Source organism: Flavobacterium ginsengiterrae (assembly GCF_039539785.1).
Taxonomy (GTDB): Bacteria; Bacteroidota; Bacteroidia; order Flavobacteriales; family Flavobacteriaceae; genus Flavobacterium; species Flavobacterium ginsengiterrae.
On the sequence record NZ_BAABDU010000006.1, the window covers coordinates 182277 to 203232 of the forward strand.

Sequence of the window (20956 nt, forward strand, 5' to 3'; positions counted from 1 at the left end):
TTTGAGTGCCACAAAGACGCTAAGGCACTAAGTTTTTTATTTTTACCACAAATTACGCGAATTTTTATTTCTGCCACGAAGACGGTAAGGCACAAAGTTTTCTTATTTTTTTATAGATATCAATTACCTCCAGCTTTAGCTGGAGGTAATTGATATTGTAAGTTATTAAAATATCAATAAATCTTAGTGTCTTAGCGCCTTTGCGGCAAAAAAAACTTATCGCTCATAAAACTCAATAGGCAATAAATCCGGATCTGAAATAAAAGTGAAACGTTTGTTAGTCGTTTCATCAATTCTAATAGGTTCTGAATCAATGTTTTTTGAAGTTAAAAAAGCAACGGTTTCATTAAGATTTATTACTTCAAATGCTAAATGGCGCAGACCAACAGCTTCTGGTCTTGAAGGACGTTTTGGCGGATCTGGAAATGAGAACAATTCGACAACGTAAATACCATTTAAAGCCAAATCTAATTTATATGATTGACGTTCTTCTCTGTATATTTCACGAATGATTGTTAAACCTAAAATTTCAGTATAAAAGGTTTTTGATTTCTGATAATCAGAACACAAAATAGCAATATGATGAACTTTATTAAGGGTAAGCATTATTTTTGAGATTCGGGTTCCTGATTTAATTTTCGAATTACTTTTGCGGGATTTCCCACTGCCAGTGAATTATCCGGAATATCTTTTGTAACTACAGATCCGGCTCCAATTACGCAGCCTTTTCCAATGGTTACACCTGGGCATATAACAGAATTTCCACCAATCCAGCTGTCGTCGCCAATGGTAACAGGATATGCATTTTCTAACGTTTTTCTCAATTCGGCATCAAGCGGATGAGAAGCCGTATAAATTTGGACATTGGGTGCAATAAAAACATTTGAACCAATAGTTACAGGCGCGCAGTCCAGAACAACACAATTGACATTAAAATAGACATTCTCGCCTGCAAAAATATTATAACCGTAATCGCAGTGAAACGGAGGTTCGATATAAAAACCCGCTCCGGCATTCGGAATTAATTCTTTTAAAATTTCTTTGGCTTTTTTAGTAACTCGGTATTCTTTTACATTAAGACTGTGAAGGAGATTTTTGGCATTACGGCGTCCTTTTACCAATTCCGGATCAAAGGCATTATAATATTCGCCGGCAATCATTTTTTCTTTTTCTGTTTTCATATTGGGTATTACATTTTCGTCTTGGCAATTTTATCGTGTATTTTTACAGTTTCCTGCAAAGCTGCTGTGCAGTACCAAGGCGTCAATTCGGCTTCGAGTAAATTGGCTTTTATAGCTGGATCAGTGGCAACGAGCGCTTTTGCTTCATCTATGGTTTCTACATTAAAAACATAAATGCCGCGATAGTTTCGGTCGTTTTTCATAAAAGGTCCGGCAACAACCAGTTTTCCTTCGCCAGCCAGTTTGTTAATGTTGGCCATATGGCCTTCAAACAACTTTTTAGTTTCTTCTTTTGATGCTGTAGTATTGGTTCCTGATTTTAAAAGACAAAATACATATTTCTTCATTCCGTATTCATCGGCATTTAAGGATTTTGCCAATGCTTCGTCATATTTTGCGGTTTCCTGAGCAAATCCTGCAGCACTAATTAAAGTGAAAATAAAAAGCAGCTTTTTCATAATGATGATTTTTAAAGCATTTTTTTCAAAATAACAATTTGTCCTAAATGGTAAACATCATGCTGAATAATTCCATGAATATGCTCGTAATAAGTATGTCCGTTATTCACGTAAATTTTTGCTAAATCAGTATCATCAAAATCTTCAAAAAAGGTATTCCATGATTCCTGAGATTTTGCAAGTGTCTGCAATGATTGTTCCCATGCCGCTTCAGACGGATCTAAAACGGGAACAAAATAATTATGGTCTGGTGTTATAATAGTTTCGCCCTGCATGCGCTGTAAAATATTACGACGCCATTGAATAAGGTGATTTACAATTTCCCAAATCGTATTAAGGTTTGGGTTTATTTTTTTATAGGCCTGTTCTGCAGTTACATTTTCTAAGGTATGAGATAAGGTAACTTCCAGCCATGGATTTCCGTTATATAGAGACTGATATAGACTTGAAATACGTTTACTTTCTGACATAAAGCATGATTTTTGATTTGCTAGCTAATATACAAATTTGATAATTACAACTCATCCTCGAAATTCTACAATTCGGTTATTATATATTTTTTAACAGAAAATGTTAAAATACATTTGCTTCATCAAAAACCAAAAATGATATGAAAACCAAATTATTTCTTACAATAAGCTTTTTATTTTTTACAGCATTTATTTTTGCTCAAAATACTATTTCTGGAAAAGTAGTAGACCAAAAAGGAAAACCTGTTGCCGGTGCTAATATTTATTTAGACGGAACTTATGACGGAGCTACAAGTTCTGAAACTGGAGAGTTTTCTTTTGAAACAACAGAAACAGGAAATAAATTTTTAGTAGTAAGCTTTTTGCTTTTCGAAACTTTTAAGCAGGAAATTGATGTTGCTAATTATAAAGACCAAACCGTTAAGCTTAGAGAAAATATAAATGCTCTTGATGCTGTGGTAATTACAGCCGGAACTTTAGAATCTGGCGACAAAGCAAGAGTTTCAGTTTTAAAACCTTTAGATATCGTAACAACTGCCGGATCTGCCGGAAATATTGTAGCAGCTTTGCAGACTTTGCCTGGAACGCAGACTGTGGGCGAAGACGGACGTTTGTTTGTGCGTGGAGGTGAAGCCAGCGAAACGCAGACTTTTGTAGACGGAATTCGTGTAGCTCAGCCTTACGGAGCGACAACTAATAATTTGCCTACAAGAAGCCGTTTTTCTCCTTTTCTTTTCAGCGGTATTGCTTTTTCTACAGGAGGTTATTCTGCAGAATATGGCGAAGCTTTATCAAGTGTTTTGCTTTTGAATACTCAGGACGAGGCTGATCATGAAAAAACAGATATTGGATTAATGACGGTTGGTTTAAGTTTAGGAAATACTCAAAAATTCAAAAAAAGTTCTTTAAGTGTTAATATGATGTATGTAAACTTAGCGCCATATCAGGCTGTAATTCCTCAAAATGTAAAATGGAACAGCCCTTATCAGTCTCTTGGTGGTGAAACGGTTTACAGATATAATTTTACAAACGGAATCTTTAAATTATATGCTTCTTTTGATTCTGAAAGATTTGATTTGAACCAAAAAAATATAAACTTCGAAAATCCGATCAGAACAGATTTAAACAATAATAACTTCTATTTAAACTCATCTTACAAAGGAAGTTTTGGAACAGGATGGCAGTTAACATCCGGAATCAGTTACGGTTACAGTAAAAACAAAATTAAATATGATATTAATGATGTTGACAGTAACGAAAATGCCGCTCAGTTAAAATTGAAGCTTCAGAAAAAAATCTCAAATCATTTTAAATTATCTTTTGGTACTGATTATTTTATTACCAAATTCAATGAAAATTTCAACGACAATATTTCTATTGATGTGGCAAATGGTTACGATTCTAATATTTTCGCCGCTTATACAGAAGCTGATATTTTATTCTCTAAAAATCTGGCGATGAAAGTTGGATTGAGATATTCAAATAACAGTTTGTTAGATGAAAATAATATTGCCCCAAGAGCTTCTATCGCTTACAAAGTTTCAAAAAGCAGTCAGTTTTCATTTGCTTACGGAGATTTCTCTCAGACACCAGTTGTAGATTATATCAAATTTTCAAAATACCATCAGTTTGAAAGCGAAAAAGCAAGCCATTATATTTTAAACTATCAGTTTACACAACCGGGACAAACTTTTAGAGCAGAAGCTTATTACAAGGATTACCGCAATTTGGTTCAGTATGATACAAGAGATATTCAATACAATTCTGTTTTCAATAATAACGGATCAGGTTATGCAAAAGGATTGGATATTTTTTGGAGAGACAGTAATTTGTACAAAAACTTAGAATACTGGATTTCATATTCGTACATCGACTCTCAAAGACAGTATAAAAATTTTCCAACTATGGCAACTCCAAGTTTTGTAGCGAATCATAATTTATCTGTAGTAACAAAATATTTCATTACAGATTGGAAATCACAAGTTGGATTTACAAATAGTTTCAGCACCGGACGTCCGTACAACGATCCAAACCAGACACAGTTTATGAACGGAAAAACAAAATCATATAACAATTTAAGTTTCAACTGGGCCTATTTATTAACAACACAAAAGATCCTTTATTTCTCGGTTTCAAATGTTTTAGGATCACAAAATGTTTTTGGATATGATTACGCAAAAGTACCAGATGCCAGTGGTGTTTATCAAAGACAAGCTGTTGTTCCAACTGCTGACAGATTTTTCTTCGTAGGTTTCTTCTGGACAATCAGCCAGAATAAAAATGAGAATCAGTTGAAGAACTTGTAGTTCGTGGTAGAGTTACTAAGACACTAAGATGCTAAGCTTCTAAGTTTTTTTCTTTGAAGCTGCTAAGAAAAAGCTTAGAAGCTTAGTGCCTCAGAACCTTAGCATCTTAAAAAAAACAATTCAGTCGCCAAAATCAACAACTCAGCAGCATTTAATTTTAAAAGATTAAAAACCAGTATACTTTTGAAGTGTAAATTAAAAGGAACAAAGAAACAAAGTGACAAAGGTTCAAAGTTTTTAAATAAAATAATTAGAAAATAAAAGCTCTGCCAATTTGCCTCTCTGAACCTTAAAAAAAGAGTTTTAATCATCATCAAAAAAAGCTTAGAATCTCAGTATCTCAGAAACTTAGTAACTAAAAAAAGAAAAAACCATGACCAAAATTATTACATTAACGATGTTATTTATCTGCAGCTTAATGTCTGCACAAAATGTGAATTTAACTGTTTCTGTTTCAGGTTTAAAAAATAATACAGGAGTTGTTAAAGTAGGTTTGTACAATTCAGAAGGAACTTTTTTAAAAACAACTTACAAAAGCCTGGCATCTGAAATCAAGAATAGCGAAGCCGTGGTAACATTTACCAATCTTCCTGCGGGAGAATACGCCATTTCAACATATCATGATGAAAACAACAACGGAAAACTTGATAAAAACATGATGGGAATTCCTTCTGAAGATTATGCAGCTTCAAACAATGCAAAAGGATTTATGGGTCCGCCTTCGTATAAAGATGCTAAATTTGATATCAAAAAAGATTCAAAAATTGAAATTATACTTTAATAAACAAATAACTAATCAAAAAATAATAACCATTTAATTACTTAATAAAATGAAAAAAATCATCACTTTAATCGCATTATTTGTAGTAGTAATAAGTTCAGCTCAAACACAATTTGAACAAGGAATGACAAAAGCTTTCGGACTTTGGAAAGAAGGTAAAAACGCAGAAGCATCGGCATTGTTTGAAAGAATTGCTGCAGCAGAAAAAAACAGTTACCTGCCAAATTATTATATTGCTTTAATAAATACGACAGCGGTTTTTACTGAAAAAGATAAAACAAAAATCGATTTGCTTTTAACAAAAGCACAAGATGCTCTTGATGTAGAATTTATTAAAGATCAAAACAATGCAGAATTGTATGTTTTACAAGCTTTAATTTACACAGGATATGTTGTTGCTGACCCTATGACAAACGGTATGAAATATTCTGGTAAAGTGATGGAAGCTTACGCTAAAGCCAAAGCGATCGATCCAAATAATCCAAGAGCTGTTTTTGGTGAAGCAGATTATCAGTTAGGCGGTGCAAAATGGACAGGTGTTGACACAAAACCATTGTGTGCTCAGGTTGATAAATCTATCGAACTTTTTGCTACTTTTAAACCAGAAACTCCTTTTTCTCCTAAATGGGGATTAGACAGAGCTTTGGAAATCCAAAAAACTTGTAAATAATTTAATTCAAAAGTAATGAGTTTAAAACCAAATCTATTTAAAGCACTGTTAGTTGGCGGAATAGTTTTTATATTCTCTTTCCTAATTCGCTTTGCTTCATCTGGAACTGCAGTTTTCAATAATAATCTGTACATATTTTTCCTGTACTGCATGTTGTACAGTGTTGTATTATATATTGTAAACGCTTCTCTATTTGTTTATTTAGACAAGGTTTTTAAAGAAAACAGATTTTCTAATAAAAGAATTTTTATAGGTTTTGTAAGCTCATTTTTTGTTTCTGTATTTGTTGTATTTGTACTTCGTGTTTTTACAAATGTTGTAATAGAAAGGCGTTCGTTATTAGAATTTTTGGCAAATGAAGAAGCTTCGACTTATATAGGAAACGGTATTATTGCTTTTATTATTCTGCTGGTATTTCATGCATTACATTTTTATAAAGCCTATCAGGAAAATAAAGTCATACAGCAAAAGATTATTGCGGGAACAGCAAATGCGAAGTTTGAAAGTTTAAAAAACCAGATTGACCCGCATTTTCTTTTTAACAGCTTAAATGTTCTTAGTTCTTTAATTGAAGAAAATCCGGATAATGCACAGCGGTTTACTACTTCGTTATCAAAAATTTACAGATATGTTCTGGAGCAGAAAGACAAAGAACTGGTTTCGGTAGAAGATGAATTATCGTTTGCCAAAACTTATATGAACCTTCTGAAAATGCGTTTCGAAAACAGTTTGTTTTACGAACTGCCAACAGAAAATATAAATCCTGAGGCCAAAGTAGTGCCTTTGTCTTTACAGCTTTTGCTTGAAAATACAGTAAAACACAATATAGTAAGCGAACAAAAGCCATTACATATCAGGATATTTATTGATGGAGATTATCTCGCGATACAAAATGATCTTCAAAAGAAAGAAGTTCTTCAGGACAGACAAGGAGTTGGACTTCAGAATATTGTAAACCGATATGGAATTATAACTGATCGAAAAGTGAAAATTGAACAGGATGAAAAGAATTTCACAGTTAGAATTCCAATTTTAACCAAACAAATTGCCGTTATGGATATAAGTGCAGAATATAACGATGAAGCAAAAGCATATTACAGAGCTAAAAAAAGAGTCGAAGAATTAAAAGGTTTCTACGGAAATGCAATTTCATACTGTTGTGTAATTCCGTTTTTAGTGTTTATTAATCTAAAATTTTCACCGGATTTTCAATGGTTTTGGTTTTCGGCTCTGGGCTGGGGATTTGGTGTAGCTATGCATGCTTTTAAGGTTTTTGGTTACAGTACTGACTGGGAAGAAAGAAAAATAAGAGAAATTCTGGAAAAAGAAAACAACCCAAAAACCTGGAAATAAGTATGGAACCAAATTATACACAAGCAGAACGTTATTATCAGGCTCAAAAGAGAGTTAAAGAAATAAGAGGATTTTACGAACATTTAACGGTATATGTGTTGTGCAATCCCATTGTGATAGTGGTAAATTATATGGTTTCACCAGGATATCTTTGGTATATCTGGTCGGTAATGGGATGGGGAATAGCTATCATTTTGCACGGACTAAAAGCTTTCAATTTACCGCCTTTCTTTAATAAGAAATGGGAAGAAAGAAAAATCAGAGAAATTTTAGAAAAAGAAAAAACTCAAAGATTAGAAAGCCATGGAAACTAATTTTAATCAAAATCAGGAAGAATTTGAGTTAAATCAAATTGCTGTTAAAAAGGTGGCCAAACTGAAAAGTTTTTACAAACACTTGTTTCTTTATCTTATTGGACTGACAATTTATTTGTTGAAAGAATATACAGAACTTCCTTTAAATATTTCTATTTTAAGATTTATAAACGGAGTTGTGGTGATTATATGGACAGCTGTAATTTTAGGTTCTGCAATTGATTTGTTTGTTTCGTTCCGGGTTTTTGGAAAAGAATGGGAACAACGAAAATTAAGAAGCATTCTGGAAAGAAAACATCAAAAACAAAAATGGGAGTAATTATGGAAATGAATTTTAATGAAGAAGACAGATACATTCAGGCTCGCAAAAAAGTCGAAAGTATAAAAGGATTTTACGTAAATCTGGTTTCTTATATTTTGGTAAATGCAATTTTGATATTCATTAATCTTTACACATCACCTAAATATTTATGGTTTTTCTGGCCGTTAATGTGGTGGGGAGTAGGAGTTGTTTTTCACGGATTAAAAGTTTTTGAAGTTTTTCCCGGACTTGGAAAAGAATGGGAGGAAAGAAAAATCAAAGAATTCATGGAAAAAGAAAAAGAGAATAAAAATAAGTGGAAATAATACAATAAAAGATAAAAATATGGGACGTTTTAGAAGACGCATGTACGACGAATATGCACACGAATTTAGTACAGATGAAAGTTATAACAATGCTTACAAAAAAGTTAAAAGATTAAAAGGATTCTATTCGCATTTAAGAGTTTATATCATTGTTAACCTGATTATTATTGTAGCGAACCTAAATAAAGATATTTTTACAGAAGGAATTCATGCAGAAGGATTAACAGACTGGAGAACGTATTCGACTGCATTTTTCTGGGGAATTGGTTTAGCTGCGCACGCCTTATCTGTTTTTGGACGTGATATGTTTTTCAGCTCTGACTGGGAACAGAAGAAAATTCAAAAATATATGAAAAAAGAAGCGGCGAATACAAATAAATGGGAGTAACTTTGAAATACTATTTTTTCTAAATATCACATTATAGTAAATGATCACATTAATTATTGAAGACGAAAAACCGGCAGCAAGACTGCTTCAAAGAAAGCTTGAAAAGTTAAATGTTACTGTAGAAACGATGCTCCATTCAGTTGAAGAATCGGTAGAATGGTTCTCTAATAACCAGCATCCTGATTTGATTTTTCTGGACATTCAGCTCTCTGATGGTTTATCGTTTGAAATTTTTGAAAAAATAGATATCAAAAGCGCAATTATATTTACAACGGCATACGATGAGTATGCCTTAAAAGCTTTTAAGCTAAACAGTATTGATTATCTTTTAAAGCCCATTGATGAAGATGATCTTGAAACAGCGGTTTCAAAATTCAAATTAAGACTTCCTAAAGCTTCTGCAGAAACTTCAAATATGCAATTGGATTTTGAGCAGATCAGGCAAATGTTATCAAACCCGTTTGAGAAAACGTATAAAAAACGTTTTACAGTCAAAATTGGGCAGCATTTAAAAGTCATAAACACAGAAGAAATCGAATGTTTTTTCAGCGAAAATAAAGGGACATATATTCACACTTTTGAAAATCGTGATTATTTAATCGATTCGACGCTGGAAATTCTGGAACAAGAATTAGACAAAAAGGATTTCTTTCGCGTAAGCAGAAAATTTATTGTTCCGCTAAAAGCTATTAAAGAAATTCAGGTTTATACCAATTCACGTTTAAAAGTAATTTTGCCAAGTTATAAAGACGATGAGGTAATTGTAAGCCGCGAAAAAGTGCAGGATTTTAAAAGCTGGCTGGGATAGGTTTTTTTATGAAATGTGAAATGTAAAATGTAAAATGTGAAATGTGAAATGTGAAATGTTTCGTTTCTATGGAACTTTATTTTGTACGCAATTGTCATTCAACGGATTAAAATCCGTTGTTACAATATTTTCATTCCTACGGAATTTTTCAAATTAGAATAATTTAAGAGAATCATAGCTTCGACCAATTTTATAGCTCTGGATTTTATTCGGGACAAATTAAACTTAAACCTTAAAGAGCCATTGGCTCGATAAATATTTTAGGGCCGGATTTTAATCCGGTTGAAAAAATAACGTCACCAATATCAAGAGCCATAGGCTCGGTTCATATAAAAGCATAAAAAAAAGAGCCTCATCATTAGGCTCTTTTTTTTATATCTAATATTTCTTGATTATTTGCTCAATCTATGCAAGGTATACGTCATAGCACTTAGAAGGAAAAATGCCATAATCTGGTGAATTAATCCTAAAGCCAATGGCACGCTGTATAACAAAGTAAAAACTCCTAGTAAAAACTGAATGAAAACAAAAACAACTAAAGTTTTGATTCCGTTTGCCTGAGTATTAGTAAGCGTATATTTTTTGCTTTTGAAGAAAAGAAAAAGAATAACAGCTACAACTACATAAGCAAAAGTTCTGTGTACAAACTGAACACCGCTTTTACCTTCAATTAAATTTTTTACTAAAGTTGACTGCTCAATAAAAACCGATTCGTGAATAAATTCTCCGTCGCTCATTAAAGGCCAGTGATTGTGAATTAATCCTGCGTTTAAACCTGCAACAAATCCGCCGTAAATAATCTGGATTAATAAAGCCGCTAATGCATAACGCGCAATTGTGCGAAGCGGTAAAATTTTATTGATATTTCTTTCAGGATAAATTAAATCTAATGCAACCCAAAGTGTGTAAGCAAAAGTAATAAACGCAAAAGTTAAGTGTAATGAAAGTCTAAAGTGGCTCACATCCGGATTATCAATTAATCCGCTTCTTACCATAAACCATCCTAAAAATCCCTGGAAAGCTCCCATTGCTAAAAGAACGATACATTTTTTGATTGTATCTGTGTCTAATCTCTTTTTAGCTAAAAAGTAAACAAACGGAACAAAGAAAACCAAACCAATTATACGACCGATAAAACGGTGAAACCATTCCCAGAAATAAATAAATTTATAGTCAGATAATTGAAAATCGTTATGAATATTGATTTTCTGATATTCAGGGAACTTTTTGTATTCGTCAAAAGCAGCCTGCCATTTGGCATCTGTTAAAGGCGGAAAGGTGTCTGTTACCAAATGCCAGTCCGTCATAGATAAGCCTGAATTGGTTAAACGTGTAATACCGCCCACAACAACCATTAAAAATAATAAAACACAACCCGATAGTAACCAAATGATTACTGATTTATTCTCTTTTTTCATTTTATTAAATACTTATTTCTCTACTTTTTTTAAGCCTAATTTTTCAGCTCTTTTAATCACAAAATCATAAGCAGCCTGATATTCGTTTGGAATATCACCTTCTAAAATAGCTTCTTTTACGGCTTCTTTTAAAATTCCAATTTCACGTGAAGGTTTTAAATCAAAGATTTCCATAATTTCTTCTCCTGTAATTGGCGGCTGGAAATTACGAACATGGTCACGTTCTTCTACTTCAACGATTTTTTTACGTACAATTTCAAAGTTTTTATGATACTTTTTAAATTTTGACGGATTTTTGGTTGTAATATCGGCTTCACATAAAGTCATTAGATTTTCTACGTCCTCACCGGCATCAAAAACCAAACGACGAACCGCACTGTCGGTTACAATATCCTGTGCTAAAACAATCGGACGTGAACTCATAATAACCATTTTTTGCACAAATTTCATTTTGTGGTTCAATGGCATGTGTAAACGTTCGAATATTTTTTTCGTCATTTTTCCGCCTAAAAATTCATGACCGTGAAAAGTCCAGCCTTGTTTTTTATTGAAACGTTTTGTTGGGGCTTTTCCAATATCATGCAGCAATGCCGACCAGCGAAGCCAGACATCGTCAGTATTCGGACAGATATTATCGACAACTTCAAGAGTGTGATAAAAATTGTTTTTATGTGTGTGGCCTTCGATTTCTTCCACCTGATTTAATGCTGTTAATTCAGGTAAAATAATATCCAGAAGTCCGGTTTTGTATAAAAGTAAAAATCCTGTTGAAGGTTTATCTGTCGAAAGAATCTTATTTAGTTCATCTACGATTCTTTCACCAGAAATAATTTTAATGCGTTCTGCATTTTTTGTGATGGCATTTAACGAATTTTCTTCGATTTCGAAATTTAATTGAGTTGCAAAACGAATCGCACGCAACATACGCAAAGGATCATCAGAATAGGTAATATCCGGATCCAAAGGTGTTTTTATAGTTTTACTTTCTAAATCTGCCAAACCATTAAACGGATCTAAAAGATCTCCAAAATTATTTTCATTTAAAGATAAAGCCAAAGCGTTGATTGTAAAATCACGACGGTTTTGATCGTCTTGTAAAGTTCCGTTTTCTACAATCGGGTTTCGGCTGTCACGGTTATAAGATTCTTTGCGCGCGCCTACAAATTCAATATCCGTATCTTCAAAACGAAGCATAGCTGTTCCATAAGTTTTAAAAACCTGAACTTTTGGTTTATTCGGAAGTAAATCAGAAACTTTAAGAGCTAATTCAATACCGCTTCCAACTGCTACAACGTCTATGTCTTTTTTAGAACCTCGGTTTAAAAGCAGGTCACGAACAAATCCTCCTATTACATAAGAGTCTACGTTTAATTCCTGAGAAGCTTTCGAAATGATGTCGAAGATTTTATTTTGTAATGCAGTTTTATAGTTTGTTTGTACAGCCACGAATTCACGGATTTTAAATATGTTTATTCTTGAAGAGAATGAACGACTGCAAATTTACAACATAGAAAATCCTTAATATAATCTATTGATGACTTTTTTGAAGAAATTCTTAGTTTTAGCTATCAATTTTTATTGAAATATGAATGTTGAAAAAAGTTTGCCACGAATTACACGAATAAAATGCTTCGGAGAAGCAAAATATTTATAGCTGTTTTTTATTTAAGCTCCAGCGGAGCGACATATTTCGGTTAAAAATGTTTCACCCCGCTGGGGCTCTTTTCTATAATTTATAAAATATTGATTCTATAGATATTTCGTCCCGCTGGGACTTTTGTAAATAGAGTGATTTAAAAAAAATCTTTTTAATCCATTTAATCTGTGGCAGGAAAAATTCGAGGAATTTGTGTAATTCGTGGCGAAAAAAAAATATACCACAATAAAACAAATCAATTGCAAACGATAATTTTTAGAAATGCAATTTGTATTTTTGAAACACTTAAAAATGCACAAATGAAAATTGTTATATCGCCTGCGAAGTCATTAAATTTCGAAAAAGAATTACCTACATCTCAATATACCGAACCGTCTTTTTTAAAAGAAGCGAGAGTGGTTCATAAAGTAGTAAAAACGAAAAAACCATCTGAATTATCAGAGTTAATGTCGATCTCAGACAAACTAGCCGATTTAAACTGGAAACGTAATCAGGAATGGAAAACGCCTTTTACTTCAGAAAATGCGCGACCGGCAGTTTATACTTTCGACGGTGATGTTTACACAGGATTGGATGCTTATACAATTCCGGTAGAAAAATTAGATGTTTTACAGGATAAATTAAGAATATTGTCTGGTCTTTACGGTCTTTTAAAACCGCTTGATTTAATGCAGGCATACCGTTTAGAAATGGGAACAAAAATGCCGGTTGGAGAATCTAAAAATCTGCATGATTTCTGGAAACCAACAGTTACTAAAGCTTTGAATAAAGAATTAAAAAAAGATGAATTATTTGTGAATTTAGCCAGTAACGAATATTTCTCTGCTGTTGATGTAAAAGCTTTAAAAGTACCCGTTATAACTCCGGATTTTAAAGATTACAAAGATGGAAAACTAAAAATGATAAGTTTCTTTGCTAAAAAAGCAAGAGGTATGATGGTGCGTTACATTATCGATACGAATGCGGAAACTATTGATGATTTAAAAGGTTTCAATTATGACGGATATCAGTTTGATGCGAATCTTTCTAAAGGGAATCATTTGGTTTTTACACGTTAGGATTTAGTAAAAATTTTTTAACCGAAAAGGACGCAAAGATATTATACCCAAAGTTCGCGAGGTTTTTTTATAAAGCTTTGCGAACTTTGCGTTTTATAAAAGTTTAGAATATAAAAAAAATTTGCGCACTTTACGGTTAAATTCACAAAAGCAAAACATAAAAAAGCCGAGTTACAGGAAAGTTAACTCGGCTTTTTCGTATTATAAATAATTATTAAATATTAATGCATCGCATCTGCGGGATTAACTTTATTCTTACCTTTTTTAATGAAAAGGATAATTGGTATACAACATAAAAACATAATTCCCAGATACATGAAAATATCCATGTAAGCCATTACAGTACTTTGTTTCATTACAGAAAGATCTATGGCCTGATATGCTTTTTTCAAAGCCACATCGGCACTGTATCCTTTTGACATAAAGGCATGCTGCATGCCTTGAATTCGCTGCTGTACCTCAAATTTTGCAGGATCTAAATTATTAATTAAATCTACTCGGTGTGACTGGCTGAAACGTGTAATAAAAGTGGTAATAATCGCAATACCAAAAGATCCGCCTAACTGACGCATCATTCCGGTAAATGCTGCTCCTTCACCAATTTGTTTTCCTTTTAAAGTTGAAAGAGAAAGAGTGGTAATAGGTACAAAAAGTAATCCTAATCCAATTCCTCTTAAAATTAAAGGCCAGTACATGTGCTCAACACCAGTGTCAGGTGTCATACGGCTGTACATCATAAAGGTAAAAAAGAAGAAAACCAAAAATCCTACTCCTACCATGTATCCTTGCGGAACACCTTTTTGAATCATGTTACCCACAAAAGGCATCATGATTGCTGTTGTAATAGATCCCGGAATCAATAATAATCCTGCATCTGTTGCAGTCCATCCTAAAATTGACTGCGTATAAATTGGGATAATCAATGTTGATCCGTAAAGACCAAAACCAAGAATAAAACACATAATGGTTCCTATTCTTAAATTTCCATCTTTTAGAACACTTAAGTTTACAATTGGGTGTTTATATGTAAGTTCTCTCCAAATAAATAAAACCAATCCAAGAACGGTAACCACACTTAAGGTTACAATTAAAGAATCATTAAACCAGTCATCTTGCTGTCCGTGCTCAAGAACGAATTGTAAAGAACCAATAAAGGTGCTTAACAGAACAATTCCCCACCAGTCAACCTGATTGGCTTTTAATTTCTCACCGTATTTTGGACTTCTAACAAAAGTCAGCGCCAAAACAGTTGCAATAATTCCTAATGGAATATTGATATAGAAAATATACGGCCATGAATAATTATCTACTAAATATCCTCCCAAAGGCGGACCCAAAGTTGGACCTACAATTACACCCATTCCGTAAATAGCCTGTGCCATTCCACGTTTTGCTATAGGGTAACTTTCTGTAATAATCGTTTGGGCTGTTACTAATAATGCTCCGCCGCCCATACCTTGTACGAACCTAAAAGCTACTAGTTCCCAAATATTACTGGCATTACCACACAAGAAAGAACAAACTGTAAATATTATTATGGAAGCCACGAAATAATTACGTCGTCCAAATTGCTGTGATAGCCAGCTCGTCATCGGAATTACAATAACATTCGCAATTGCGTATGCAGTAATTACCCATGCCACATCGGTCAAGGTAGCACCAAGACTTCCGCGCATGTCTGTCAGCGCTACGTTTACAATCGTAGTATCAACAATTTCCAGCAGTGCACAAAGTACCGCGGTAATCGTAATGATAACACGTCTGAAACCGTATTCTACTAAATCGTCGTCTGCTTGTACTGCTCCTGCCATGTTTTATTTTAAATGTACATCTACGTCAACATTCATTCCTGGTCTTAAAAGTTTTACTTTTTCAGGATCGTTTGATTCGTCTATACTGATTTTTACTGGTAATCTCTGAATTGTTTTTACGAAGTTTCCTGTTGCATTATCAGGAGGTAACAATGAAAAACGAGAACCTGTAGCTGGTGAAAATGATGTTACAGTACCTTTAAATTCGTAGTTTGGATAAGCATCAACTTTTAAACTTACTTTTTGTCCCACAACCATTTTGTTTAATTGTGTTTCTTTAAAGTTTGCTACAACCCAAGCTTCTGTGTTGTTAATGATGTAAAATAAAGATTGTCCAGGTTGTACTAACTGTCCTGGCTGAATATCAACTTTAGAAACCTGTCCGTCAATAGCTGCAGTAACTACAGTATAAGAAAGGTTTAAGTGAGCCACATCTAGCATTGTTTTTGCTTTTTTAATGTTTGCGGCTGCAACTTCTGTTTGTTTGTCAGAAACTTTAGATTTTGACTGAATAACTGATTTTTGGTAAGAACTTGCTCTTTGTTGCTGCTCTAAAACTCGTACTTGATTTTCAGCTTCATCTTTTGCTGCCTGAGCCTGCTCAAATTGCTGTTTTGTAATTGTATGAGTTTTGTACAAATTGTTGTAACGGTTAAAATCGTTTGTAAGCTGTCTCAATCTAATTTTTGCACTTTCGATAGAACCTGTAGCAGATCTCATTTGAGCATCAGAAACTGAAATACTTGCGTTAGCAGATCCAATATCAGCTTTTGCAGCTTCAAACTGACCTTCAGCTCCTAGTAAAGCAGCATTTGCTTCATCAATCTTTAATTGATAATCTCTCTTGTCGATAGTAAATAAAGTATCTCCTTTTTTTACATAGTCATTATCTTTCACATAAACTTTGCTGATATATCCCGATACTCTAGGAATAATAGGATTCATTTTTTTCTCGATTTGAGCATCATCAGTTTCTTCGTGAGCCTGAGCGTGTAGGTATTTAGATATTCCGTAAGTTCCGCCTCCTAAAATCAGAACTGCAAGTATGATGATGAATTTTTTATTTGTCTTTTTCTTTTCCATGAGAGCTATCGATTATATTTTAGAAAGATTGAATGATTGTGATAATTGTCCTGATACTGAAAGTAATTCGTAATATTTTTGAATAATGGTTGCTTTTGCCACCGCAGTGTTAATTTTTGCACTTAATTGTTCAACATCTGCTTCAACCAAATCATTGGTGTCTGCAAGACCGTTGTCAAATTTATCTTTTACAAGTCTGTAATTTTCTGCAGCCTGTTGTAATGCTTCTTCATAAACTACACTTTGGTTGATTGCTAAGTCATAATCTTCAATAGATTTTTGAACTTCAACCTTAATGCGGTCAGTCATTATAGCTTCAGTATTTTTAACTTCTAAAGCTTTGCTTTCTGCTTCTTTTACATGTGCGCTGTTTTTTAGAATTCCAGATAAATCATACGATAAACCTAAACCAAAATTCATAGCATATTTTACTGTAATAATATCTTTAAGATCTAACGCTGTGTAACCTCCAAGTAATGAAAGAGTAGGGTAATATCCTGCTTTTGCAATCTTAACATTTGCTTCTGAAGCTTTTTGCTGTAAACGAATTACCTCTAAATCTTTTCTGTTTTCCAGAGCCATTGCATCAGATGTTGGTGCATTTGTTGTTTTTAAATTAAAGAAATCATCCTCATTAACCTGAATTTTTACAGATGGCTCTAATTTAAGCAATGTCGTTAGATAAAAGTTGATGTTATTGATATTATTGTTAGCTTCATCAATAGATAATTGTGTTTTTGAAACTAATAATTGAGCTTTCAATAAATCATTTCTCGGAATAATTCCGTTTTTCTCTAATTCAATAAAATCTGTAACACGCTGTTTAGCACTTTTTTGATTTTCGTTTAAAACATCTAAAGTTTTTTGTGCTTTGTATAAAGCTGTGTAATACGTAATTACTCTTAGAGCTACATCTTCTTTTGTTTTAGCGGCGTTAACACTTTCAGCTTCATACATACTTTCGTATGCATTAATGCTGTTTTGAATTTTAAATCCGGCAAAAAGAGGTAAGCTTAAATTTGCCATACCTAACATAGCGCGATCTGGTGAAGCAAGAGTAGCTGCATTTTCACCTTCGTTATGCATATCAATAGAAGCTTTTGTAAGACGCTGATATTGACCAGAAATTTTTAAATCTGGATATTGGTTATTCTTAACCGTTTGCAGTTCATATTTTTTCGAGTTTACCTTAGTGTTGGCAAGCGTAACTTCGTTACTCTTTTCCCAGGCCATTTTTACGGCCTCATCTAAAGTTAAACTTGTTTTTTCTTGTGCTTCTATTGAAGATATTCCTATAAAGAAAACTCCAAAGAGCATTAATTGACTAATTTTCATAAACAAGTAGCGCTTTTATAGTTTGTTGAATGTGCTTTGTAAGATCGTTTTTAATGTAATTGTTAAACATTTCTTCTGTTTTTAAATCGAGTAATTCTTCGAAGAAAGAGCGATTCATGTGGAAGTGAAAAAAAGTTCCAATGATGGTTGGCGTAATAAGCGGAATAGTAATGTCTTTTCTAAAAACACCCTGATCCTGTCCCTGCTTAATAATGCTTTCAACAGATTTTAAATTCCCTTTTTTTAATTCGGTAAATGCTTTAAGGCTTTTTTCTCTTTTTTTGTTATAGAGTTCAAAATGTAAAACCCTGTAAATGCCTTTGTTAAGGCAGATTCTGTTAACGTAAATTTCGATTAATTTATTGACTTTTTCAAGAGGTTCAAGATTTTCGTTCAATAAATTCTCAAGCTGTAGTTTTAAATCAACAGTTTTGTAGAAAATTAAAGCTTCTAGCAGCCTTTCTTTAGAGCCAAAATAATACGAGACCATAGCAATGTTAATTTTTGCCTCTTTGGAGATATCCCGTATCGATGTGCCCTCAAATCCTTTCTCAGAAAAAAGCTTTTCAGCAACTTCAAGAATTTGAATTTTTTTATCGTTTAATTCGATGTCTGACATGATAGTGTTTCTAATCCGATGCAAAATTAAACACTTGTTTAATTTAAACACTTGTTTAATTTTATTTTAACATAATATTAACATAAAACGGTGTAGTTGATTTTATGGAGTAAAGTAGAGGATTACTAGTGTTATGGAGCTTTTTGAAGCTTTACGTAAAAATTCAAGTCTATTTTTAGATCGTCAGGAATATCTCTGTTTTCTAATTTTAGAGACTTCCACGAAGCTGTTGGATATATTAAATTTCCTTTTGTCCAATTTGTTTTAATTGGCATTGAGAAATCTTGATTACAGTTAGAATAACGATAGCTAAATTCATCATTTTCATATTTATATTCTAAAATAGGGACTTTGTTTGTTCTTAAGTATTGGTCAAATAAGTACTTAAAGTTAATTCCTGATTTTTCATTTATATAAGTTTCAATTTCATTCGTAGTAACAACTTTGTTATGAAAATCATGATTAAGTCCGCGCAGTATAGCTCGAAATTTTGCATCATCATTTATTATCGTTCTAATCATGTGCATCACTGCCCAGCCTTTTATATAATTATCACTGCTTCCGTCTTCGTTTATGCCATATCTGCCTATAACAGGTTTGTCATTTTCTATCGTTCTAAATCGGCCGTTCATAAATTCGTTTCCGGCCTGTTTGCCACACAAATCGGCAATTACAAGCTCTTCGGCTAAGCCGGCAAATCCTTCCTGAATCCATCGATCAGCAATATCACTGGCTGTAATATTGTTGCCAAACCATTCGTGAGCCATTTCGTGAACAATAATTTTATCTGTTTTTTTACCCCAGCCGGTATTAGAAATATCGCCTCCTTTTTTATTCGTTCCTTTTTTATATGAACTTCCATAAGCAATCGCGCTTTGATGTTCCATGCCAATGTACGGCGCATCAACCATTTTAAATCCGTCTTCATAAAACGGAAAAGGACCATACCAGTTTTCAAGAGATTTCAAAGTTGTATTAACTTCCGGAATCATATGTTTTTCTGCTTTTTCTTTATTGTAATCAAGCACCCAGTAATTCATGGTTAGTTTTCCTTTTTCACCATTAAAACTACCGTTTAGATTTATGTAATTTCCAATATAAAAAGTAATCCCGTAATGATTAATTGGATTTTTGACTTCCCAGGAATAGGTTGAGGTATTATCAGCATTTTTAATTGTTGACAACAAACGTCCATTTGAAACAGCAATTAAATTTTCTGGAGCAATAATATTTATTCTTCCTCCTTTATCAGGTTCATCATAAAGAGCATTTTTACAAGGATACCACAAACTTGCACCTTTGTACTGACAGGCAACAGAAATCCACGGACGATTTAAAGAATCTTTTGCCCAGACCAAACCTCCATCCCAAGGCGGTTTAATAGATTCTGTTGGTTTTCCGGAATAGTAAATAGTTATTTTATTTTTTTTCGAAAGAAGATTTTTGGGCAGTTTTACATACCAGATATTTTCATCTTGCGTATAATCTATCTTTTTTCCTTTCTGAAAAATACTGTCAATTTTAAGAGGAACCACAAGGTCAATCTGCATTAAATCAGAATGCTTTTTAGTAACAACCTTATATTCAATTGTATTTTTTCCTGATATTGTTTTGGAGTCATAATCAGGTTTAATGGTAAGATCATAATGCAGAATGTCCCACCATATTCTTTCGGGAGTAACAGAACCGTTTAAAGAATCTTGTTTTGTTGGTATATGCAATGTGGAATTTTCCTGTGCATATACCATACAAAACATTAAGTTTAAGATAAGTATGTAGAATACTTTTCTAGTAGAATATTGCTGCATAACACGGTTTCTTAATATTAAAATACCGTGTAATTTACATTTAATTATCGAATCTCTCCTACAAACTCAGCAATTTTACCGCTTCCGTTTTCAGATAAATGTTTAATAAAAGCACTTCCAATAATAGCACCTTTTGCATATTTAGTTGCTTGATTGAAAGTTTCTTTATTTGAAATTCCGAAACCTACGATTTGTGGATTCTTCAAATTCATTTGTCCAATTCTCTCAAAATAAGTTTCCTGCGTATCGCCAAAACCAGATTGAGAACCTGTAACGCTTGCCGAACTTACCATATAAATAAACCCGTTCGAAACGCTGTCGATAAAGCGAATACGTTCTTCTGAAGTTTGCGGCGTAATTAAAAACACATTAATTAAACCGTATTTTTCGAAAATAGCTTTGTATTCGTCTGCATAAACATCAACCGGAAGATCTGGAATAATTAAACCATCGATTCCAATTTCTGCACATTTCTGGCAGAAAGCTTCAACGCCATATTGCAACATCGGATTGAAATACCCCATAATAATCAACGGAATTTTTACGCTTTCGCGGATGTCTTTCAGCTGATCGAATAAAATTTGCGTTGTCATTCCGTTATGAAGAGCCTGAGTCGAACTCGCCTGAATCGTTGGTCCGTCTGCTAAAGGATCGCTGAAAGGAAGACCAATTTCAATTAAATCAACTCCGTTTTTTTCTAAATCCTGAATAATCTGTACCGTATCGTTTAAATTTGGATATCCGGCAGAAAAATAAATAGAAAGTATCTTTTTATCTTCTTGTAATTTCTGAGTTATTCTGTTCATTTTAT

At 33.2% G+C, this 20956-nt stretch carries 22 protein-coding genes; 10 read left to right on the plus strand and 12 right to left on the minus strand.

Annotation, left to right across the window (positions count from 1 at the left end):
• Positions 1–216: 216 nt before the first annotated feature.
• From gloA2 to ABD859_RS16965, 4 genes are read right to left on the minus strand one after another with little or no spacing between them, the layout of a single operon-like run.
• Entirely contained in the window at positions 217–606 is a 390-nt protein-coding gene (gloA2, locus tag ABD859_RS16950) for an SMU1112c/YaeR family gloxylase I-like metalloprotein (RefSeq protein WP_345145772.1), read from the minus strand.
• Positions 606–1181 carry a sugar O-acetyltransferase gene (locus tag ABD859_RS16955; RefSeq protein WP_345145773.1) on the minus strand — a complete coding sequence of 192 codons (576 nt, stop codon included), beginning with the start codon at positions 1179–1181 and terminating at the stop codon, positions 606–608. Before ABD859_RS16955 ends, gloA2 begins: the two co-directional genes overlap by 1 nt.
• 8 nt (positions 1182–1189) lie before the next feature.
• Positions 1190–1639: a YciI family protein gene (locus tag ABD859_RS16960; RefSeq protein ID WP_345145774.1), complete on the minus strand. Its 450-nt coding sequence runs from the start codon at positions 1637–1639 to the stop codon at positions 1190–1192.
• Between the two features lie 11 nt (positions 1640–1650).
• Complete coding sequence (locus ABD859_RS16965) at positions 1651–2109, minus strand: DinB family protein (protein ID WP_345145775.1); 459 nt, start codon at positions 2107–2109, stop codon at positions 1651–1653.
• Between the two features lie 140 nt (positions 2110–2249).
• Here ABD859_RS16965 and ABD859_RS16970 point away from each other — a divergent pair, with 140 nt between their 5' ends.
• The 9 genes from ABD859_RS16970 to ABD859_RS17010 all read left to right on the plus strand — a co-directional run bounded on the left by ABD859_RS16970 (position 2250) and on the right by ABD859_RS17010 (position 9356).
• Complete coding sequence (locus ABD859_RS16970; RefSeq protein ID WP_345145776.1) at positions 2250–4415, plus strand: TonB-dependent receptor; 2166 nt, start codon at positions 2250–2252, stop codon at positions 4413–4415.
• 373 nt (positions 4416–4788) lie between these two features.
• Entirely contained in the window at positions 4789–5196 is a 408-nt protein-coding gene (locus ABD859_RS16975; RefSeq protein ID WP_345145777.1) for a DUF2141 domain-containing protein, read from the plus strand.
• Positions 5197–5245: 49 nt separating this feature from the next.
• Positions 5246–5866, plus strand: coding sequence for a hypothetical protein (locus ABD859_RS16980; RefSeq protein ID WP_345145778.1), 621 nt, complete (start codon positions 5246–5248; stop codon positions 5864–5866).
• A gap of 15 nt (positions 5867–5881) precedes the next feature.
• Positions 5882–7219: a histidine kinase gene (locus ABD859_RS16985; protein ID WP_345145779.1), complete on the plus strand. Its 1338-nt coding sequence runs from the start codon at positions 5882–5884 to the stop codon at positions 7217–7219.
• A 2-nt stretch (positions 7220–7221) separates the two neighbouring features.
• Entirely contained in the window at positions 7222–7533 is a 312-nt protein-coding gene (locus ABD859_RS16990) for a 2TM domain-containing protein (RefSeq protein WP_345145780.1), read from the plus strand.
• Entirely contained in the window at positions 7523–7852 is a 330-nt protein-coding gene (locus ABD859_RS16995; RefSeq protein WP_345145781.1) for a 2TM domain-containing protein, read from the plus strand. Before ABD859_RS16990 ends, ABD859_RS16995 begins: the two co-directional genes overlap by 11 nt.
• 2 nt (positions 7853–7854) lie before the next feature.
• Positions 7855–8160 carry a 2TM domain-containing protein gene (locus ABD859_RS17000; RefSeq protein ID WP_345145782.1) on the plus strand — a complete coding sequence of 102 codons (306 nt, stop codon included), beginning with the start codon at positions 7855–7857 and terminating at the stop codon, positions 8158–8160.
• A gap of 19 nt (positions 8161–8179) precedes the next feature.
• A complete protein-coding gene (locus ABD859_RS17005) occupies positions 8180–8548 on the plus strand; it encodes a 2TM domain-containing protein (protein WP_345145783.1) in 369 nt (122 codons plus the stop codon).
• A gap of 40 nt (positions 8549–8588) precedes the next feature.
• Positions 8589–9356 carry a LytR/AlgR family response regulator transcription factor gene (locus tag ABD859_RS17010; protein WP_345145784.1) on the plus strand — a complete coding sequence of 256 codons (768 nt, stop codon included), beginning with the start codon at positions 8589–8591 and terminating at the stop codon, positions 9354–9356.
• Positions 9357–9748: 392 nt separating this feature from the next.
• On the opposite strand, the gene ABD859_RS17015 is transcribed toward ABD859_RS17010, so the two are convergent.
• The gene (locus ABD859_RS17015) at positions 9749–10774 is read right to left on the minus strand and encodes a COX15/CtaA family protein (protein WP_345145785.1); all 1026 of its coding nucleotides are present in this window, start codon (positions 10772–10774) and stop codon (positions 9749–9751) included.
• Positions 10775–10786: 12 nt separating this feature from the next.
• Positions 10787–12220 (minus strand): CCA tRNA nucleotidyltransferase, encoded by a 1434-nt coding sequence (locus ABD859_RS17020; protein WP_345145786.1) that lies wholly within the window; start codon positions 12218–12220, stop codon positions 10787–10789.
• A gap of 510 nt (positions 12221–12730) precedes the next feature.
• Here ABD859_RS17020 and yaaA point away from each other — a divergent pair.
• Complete coding sequence (gene yaaA / locus ABD859_RS17025; protein WP_345145787.1) at positions 12731–13489, plus strand: peroxide stress protein YaaA; 759 nt, start codon at positions 12731–12733, stop codon at positions 13487–13489.
• A gap of 221 nt (positions 13490–13710) precedes the next feature.
• Here the strand turns inward: yaaA and ABD859_RS17030 are convergent, their stop codons facing one another.
• The 6 genes from ABD859_RS17030 to trpA all read right to left on the minus strand — a co-directional run bounded on the left by ABD859_RS17030 (position 13711) and on the right by trpA (position 20951).
• Positions 13711–15300, minus strand: coding sequence for an MDR family MFS transporter (locus tag ABD859_RS17030; protein WP_345145788.1), 1590 nt, complete (start codon positions 15298–15300; stop codon positions 13711–13713).
• Positions 15301–15303: 3 nt separating this feature from the next.
• Positions 15304–16383, minus strand: a complete 1080-nt coding sequence (locus ABD859_RS17035; RefSeq protein WP_345145789.1) for an HlyD family secretion protein — start codon at positions 16381–16383, stop codon at positions 15304–15306.
• A gap of 12 nt (positions 16384–16395) precedes the next feature.
• Entirely contained in the window at positions 16396–17718 is a 1323-nt protein-coding gene (locus ABD859_RS17040; RefSeq protein ID WP_345145790.1) for a TolC family protein, read from the minus strand.
• Positions 17708–18337 (minus strand): TetR family transcriptional regulator, encoded by a 630-nt coding sequence (locus tag ABD859_RS17045; RefSeq protein WP_345145791.1) that lies wholly within the window; start codon positions 18335–18337, stop codon positions 17708–17710. Before ABD859_RS17045 ends, ABD859_RS17040 begins: the two co-directional genes overlap by 11 nt.
• 131 nt (positions 18338–18468) lie before the next feature.
• Positions 18469–20145, minus strand: coding sequence for a M1 family metallopeptidase (locus tag ABD859_RS17050; RefSeq protein ID WP_345145792.1), 1677 nt, complete (start codon positions 20143–20145; stop codon positions 18469–18471).
• A gap of 44 nt (positions 20146–20189) precedes the next feature.
• Positions 20190–20951, minus strand: coding sequence for a tryptophan synthase subunit alpha (gene trpA / locus ABD859_RS17055; RefSeq protein ID WP_345145793.1), 762 nt, complete (start codon positions 20949–20951; stop codon positions 20190–20192).
• Positions 20952–20956: the final 5 nt, after the last annotated feature.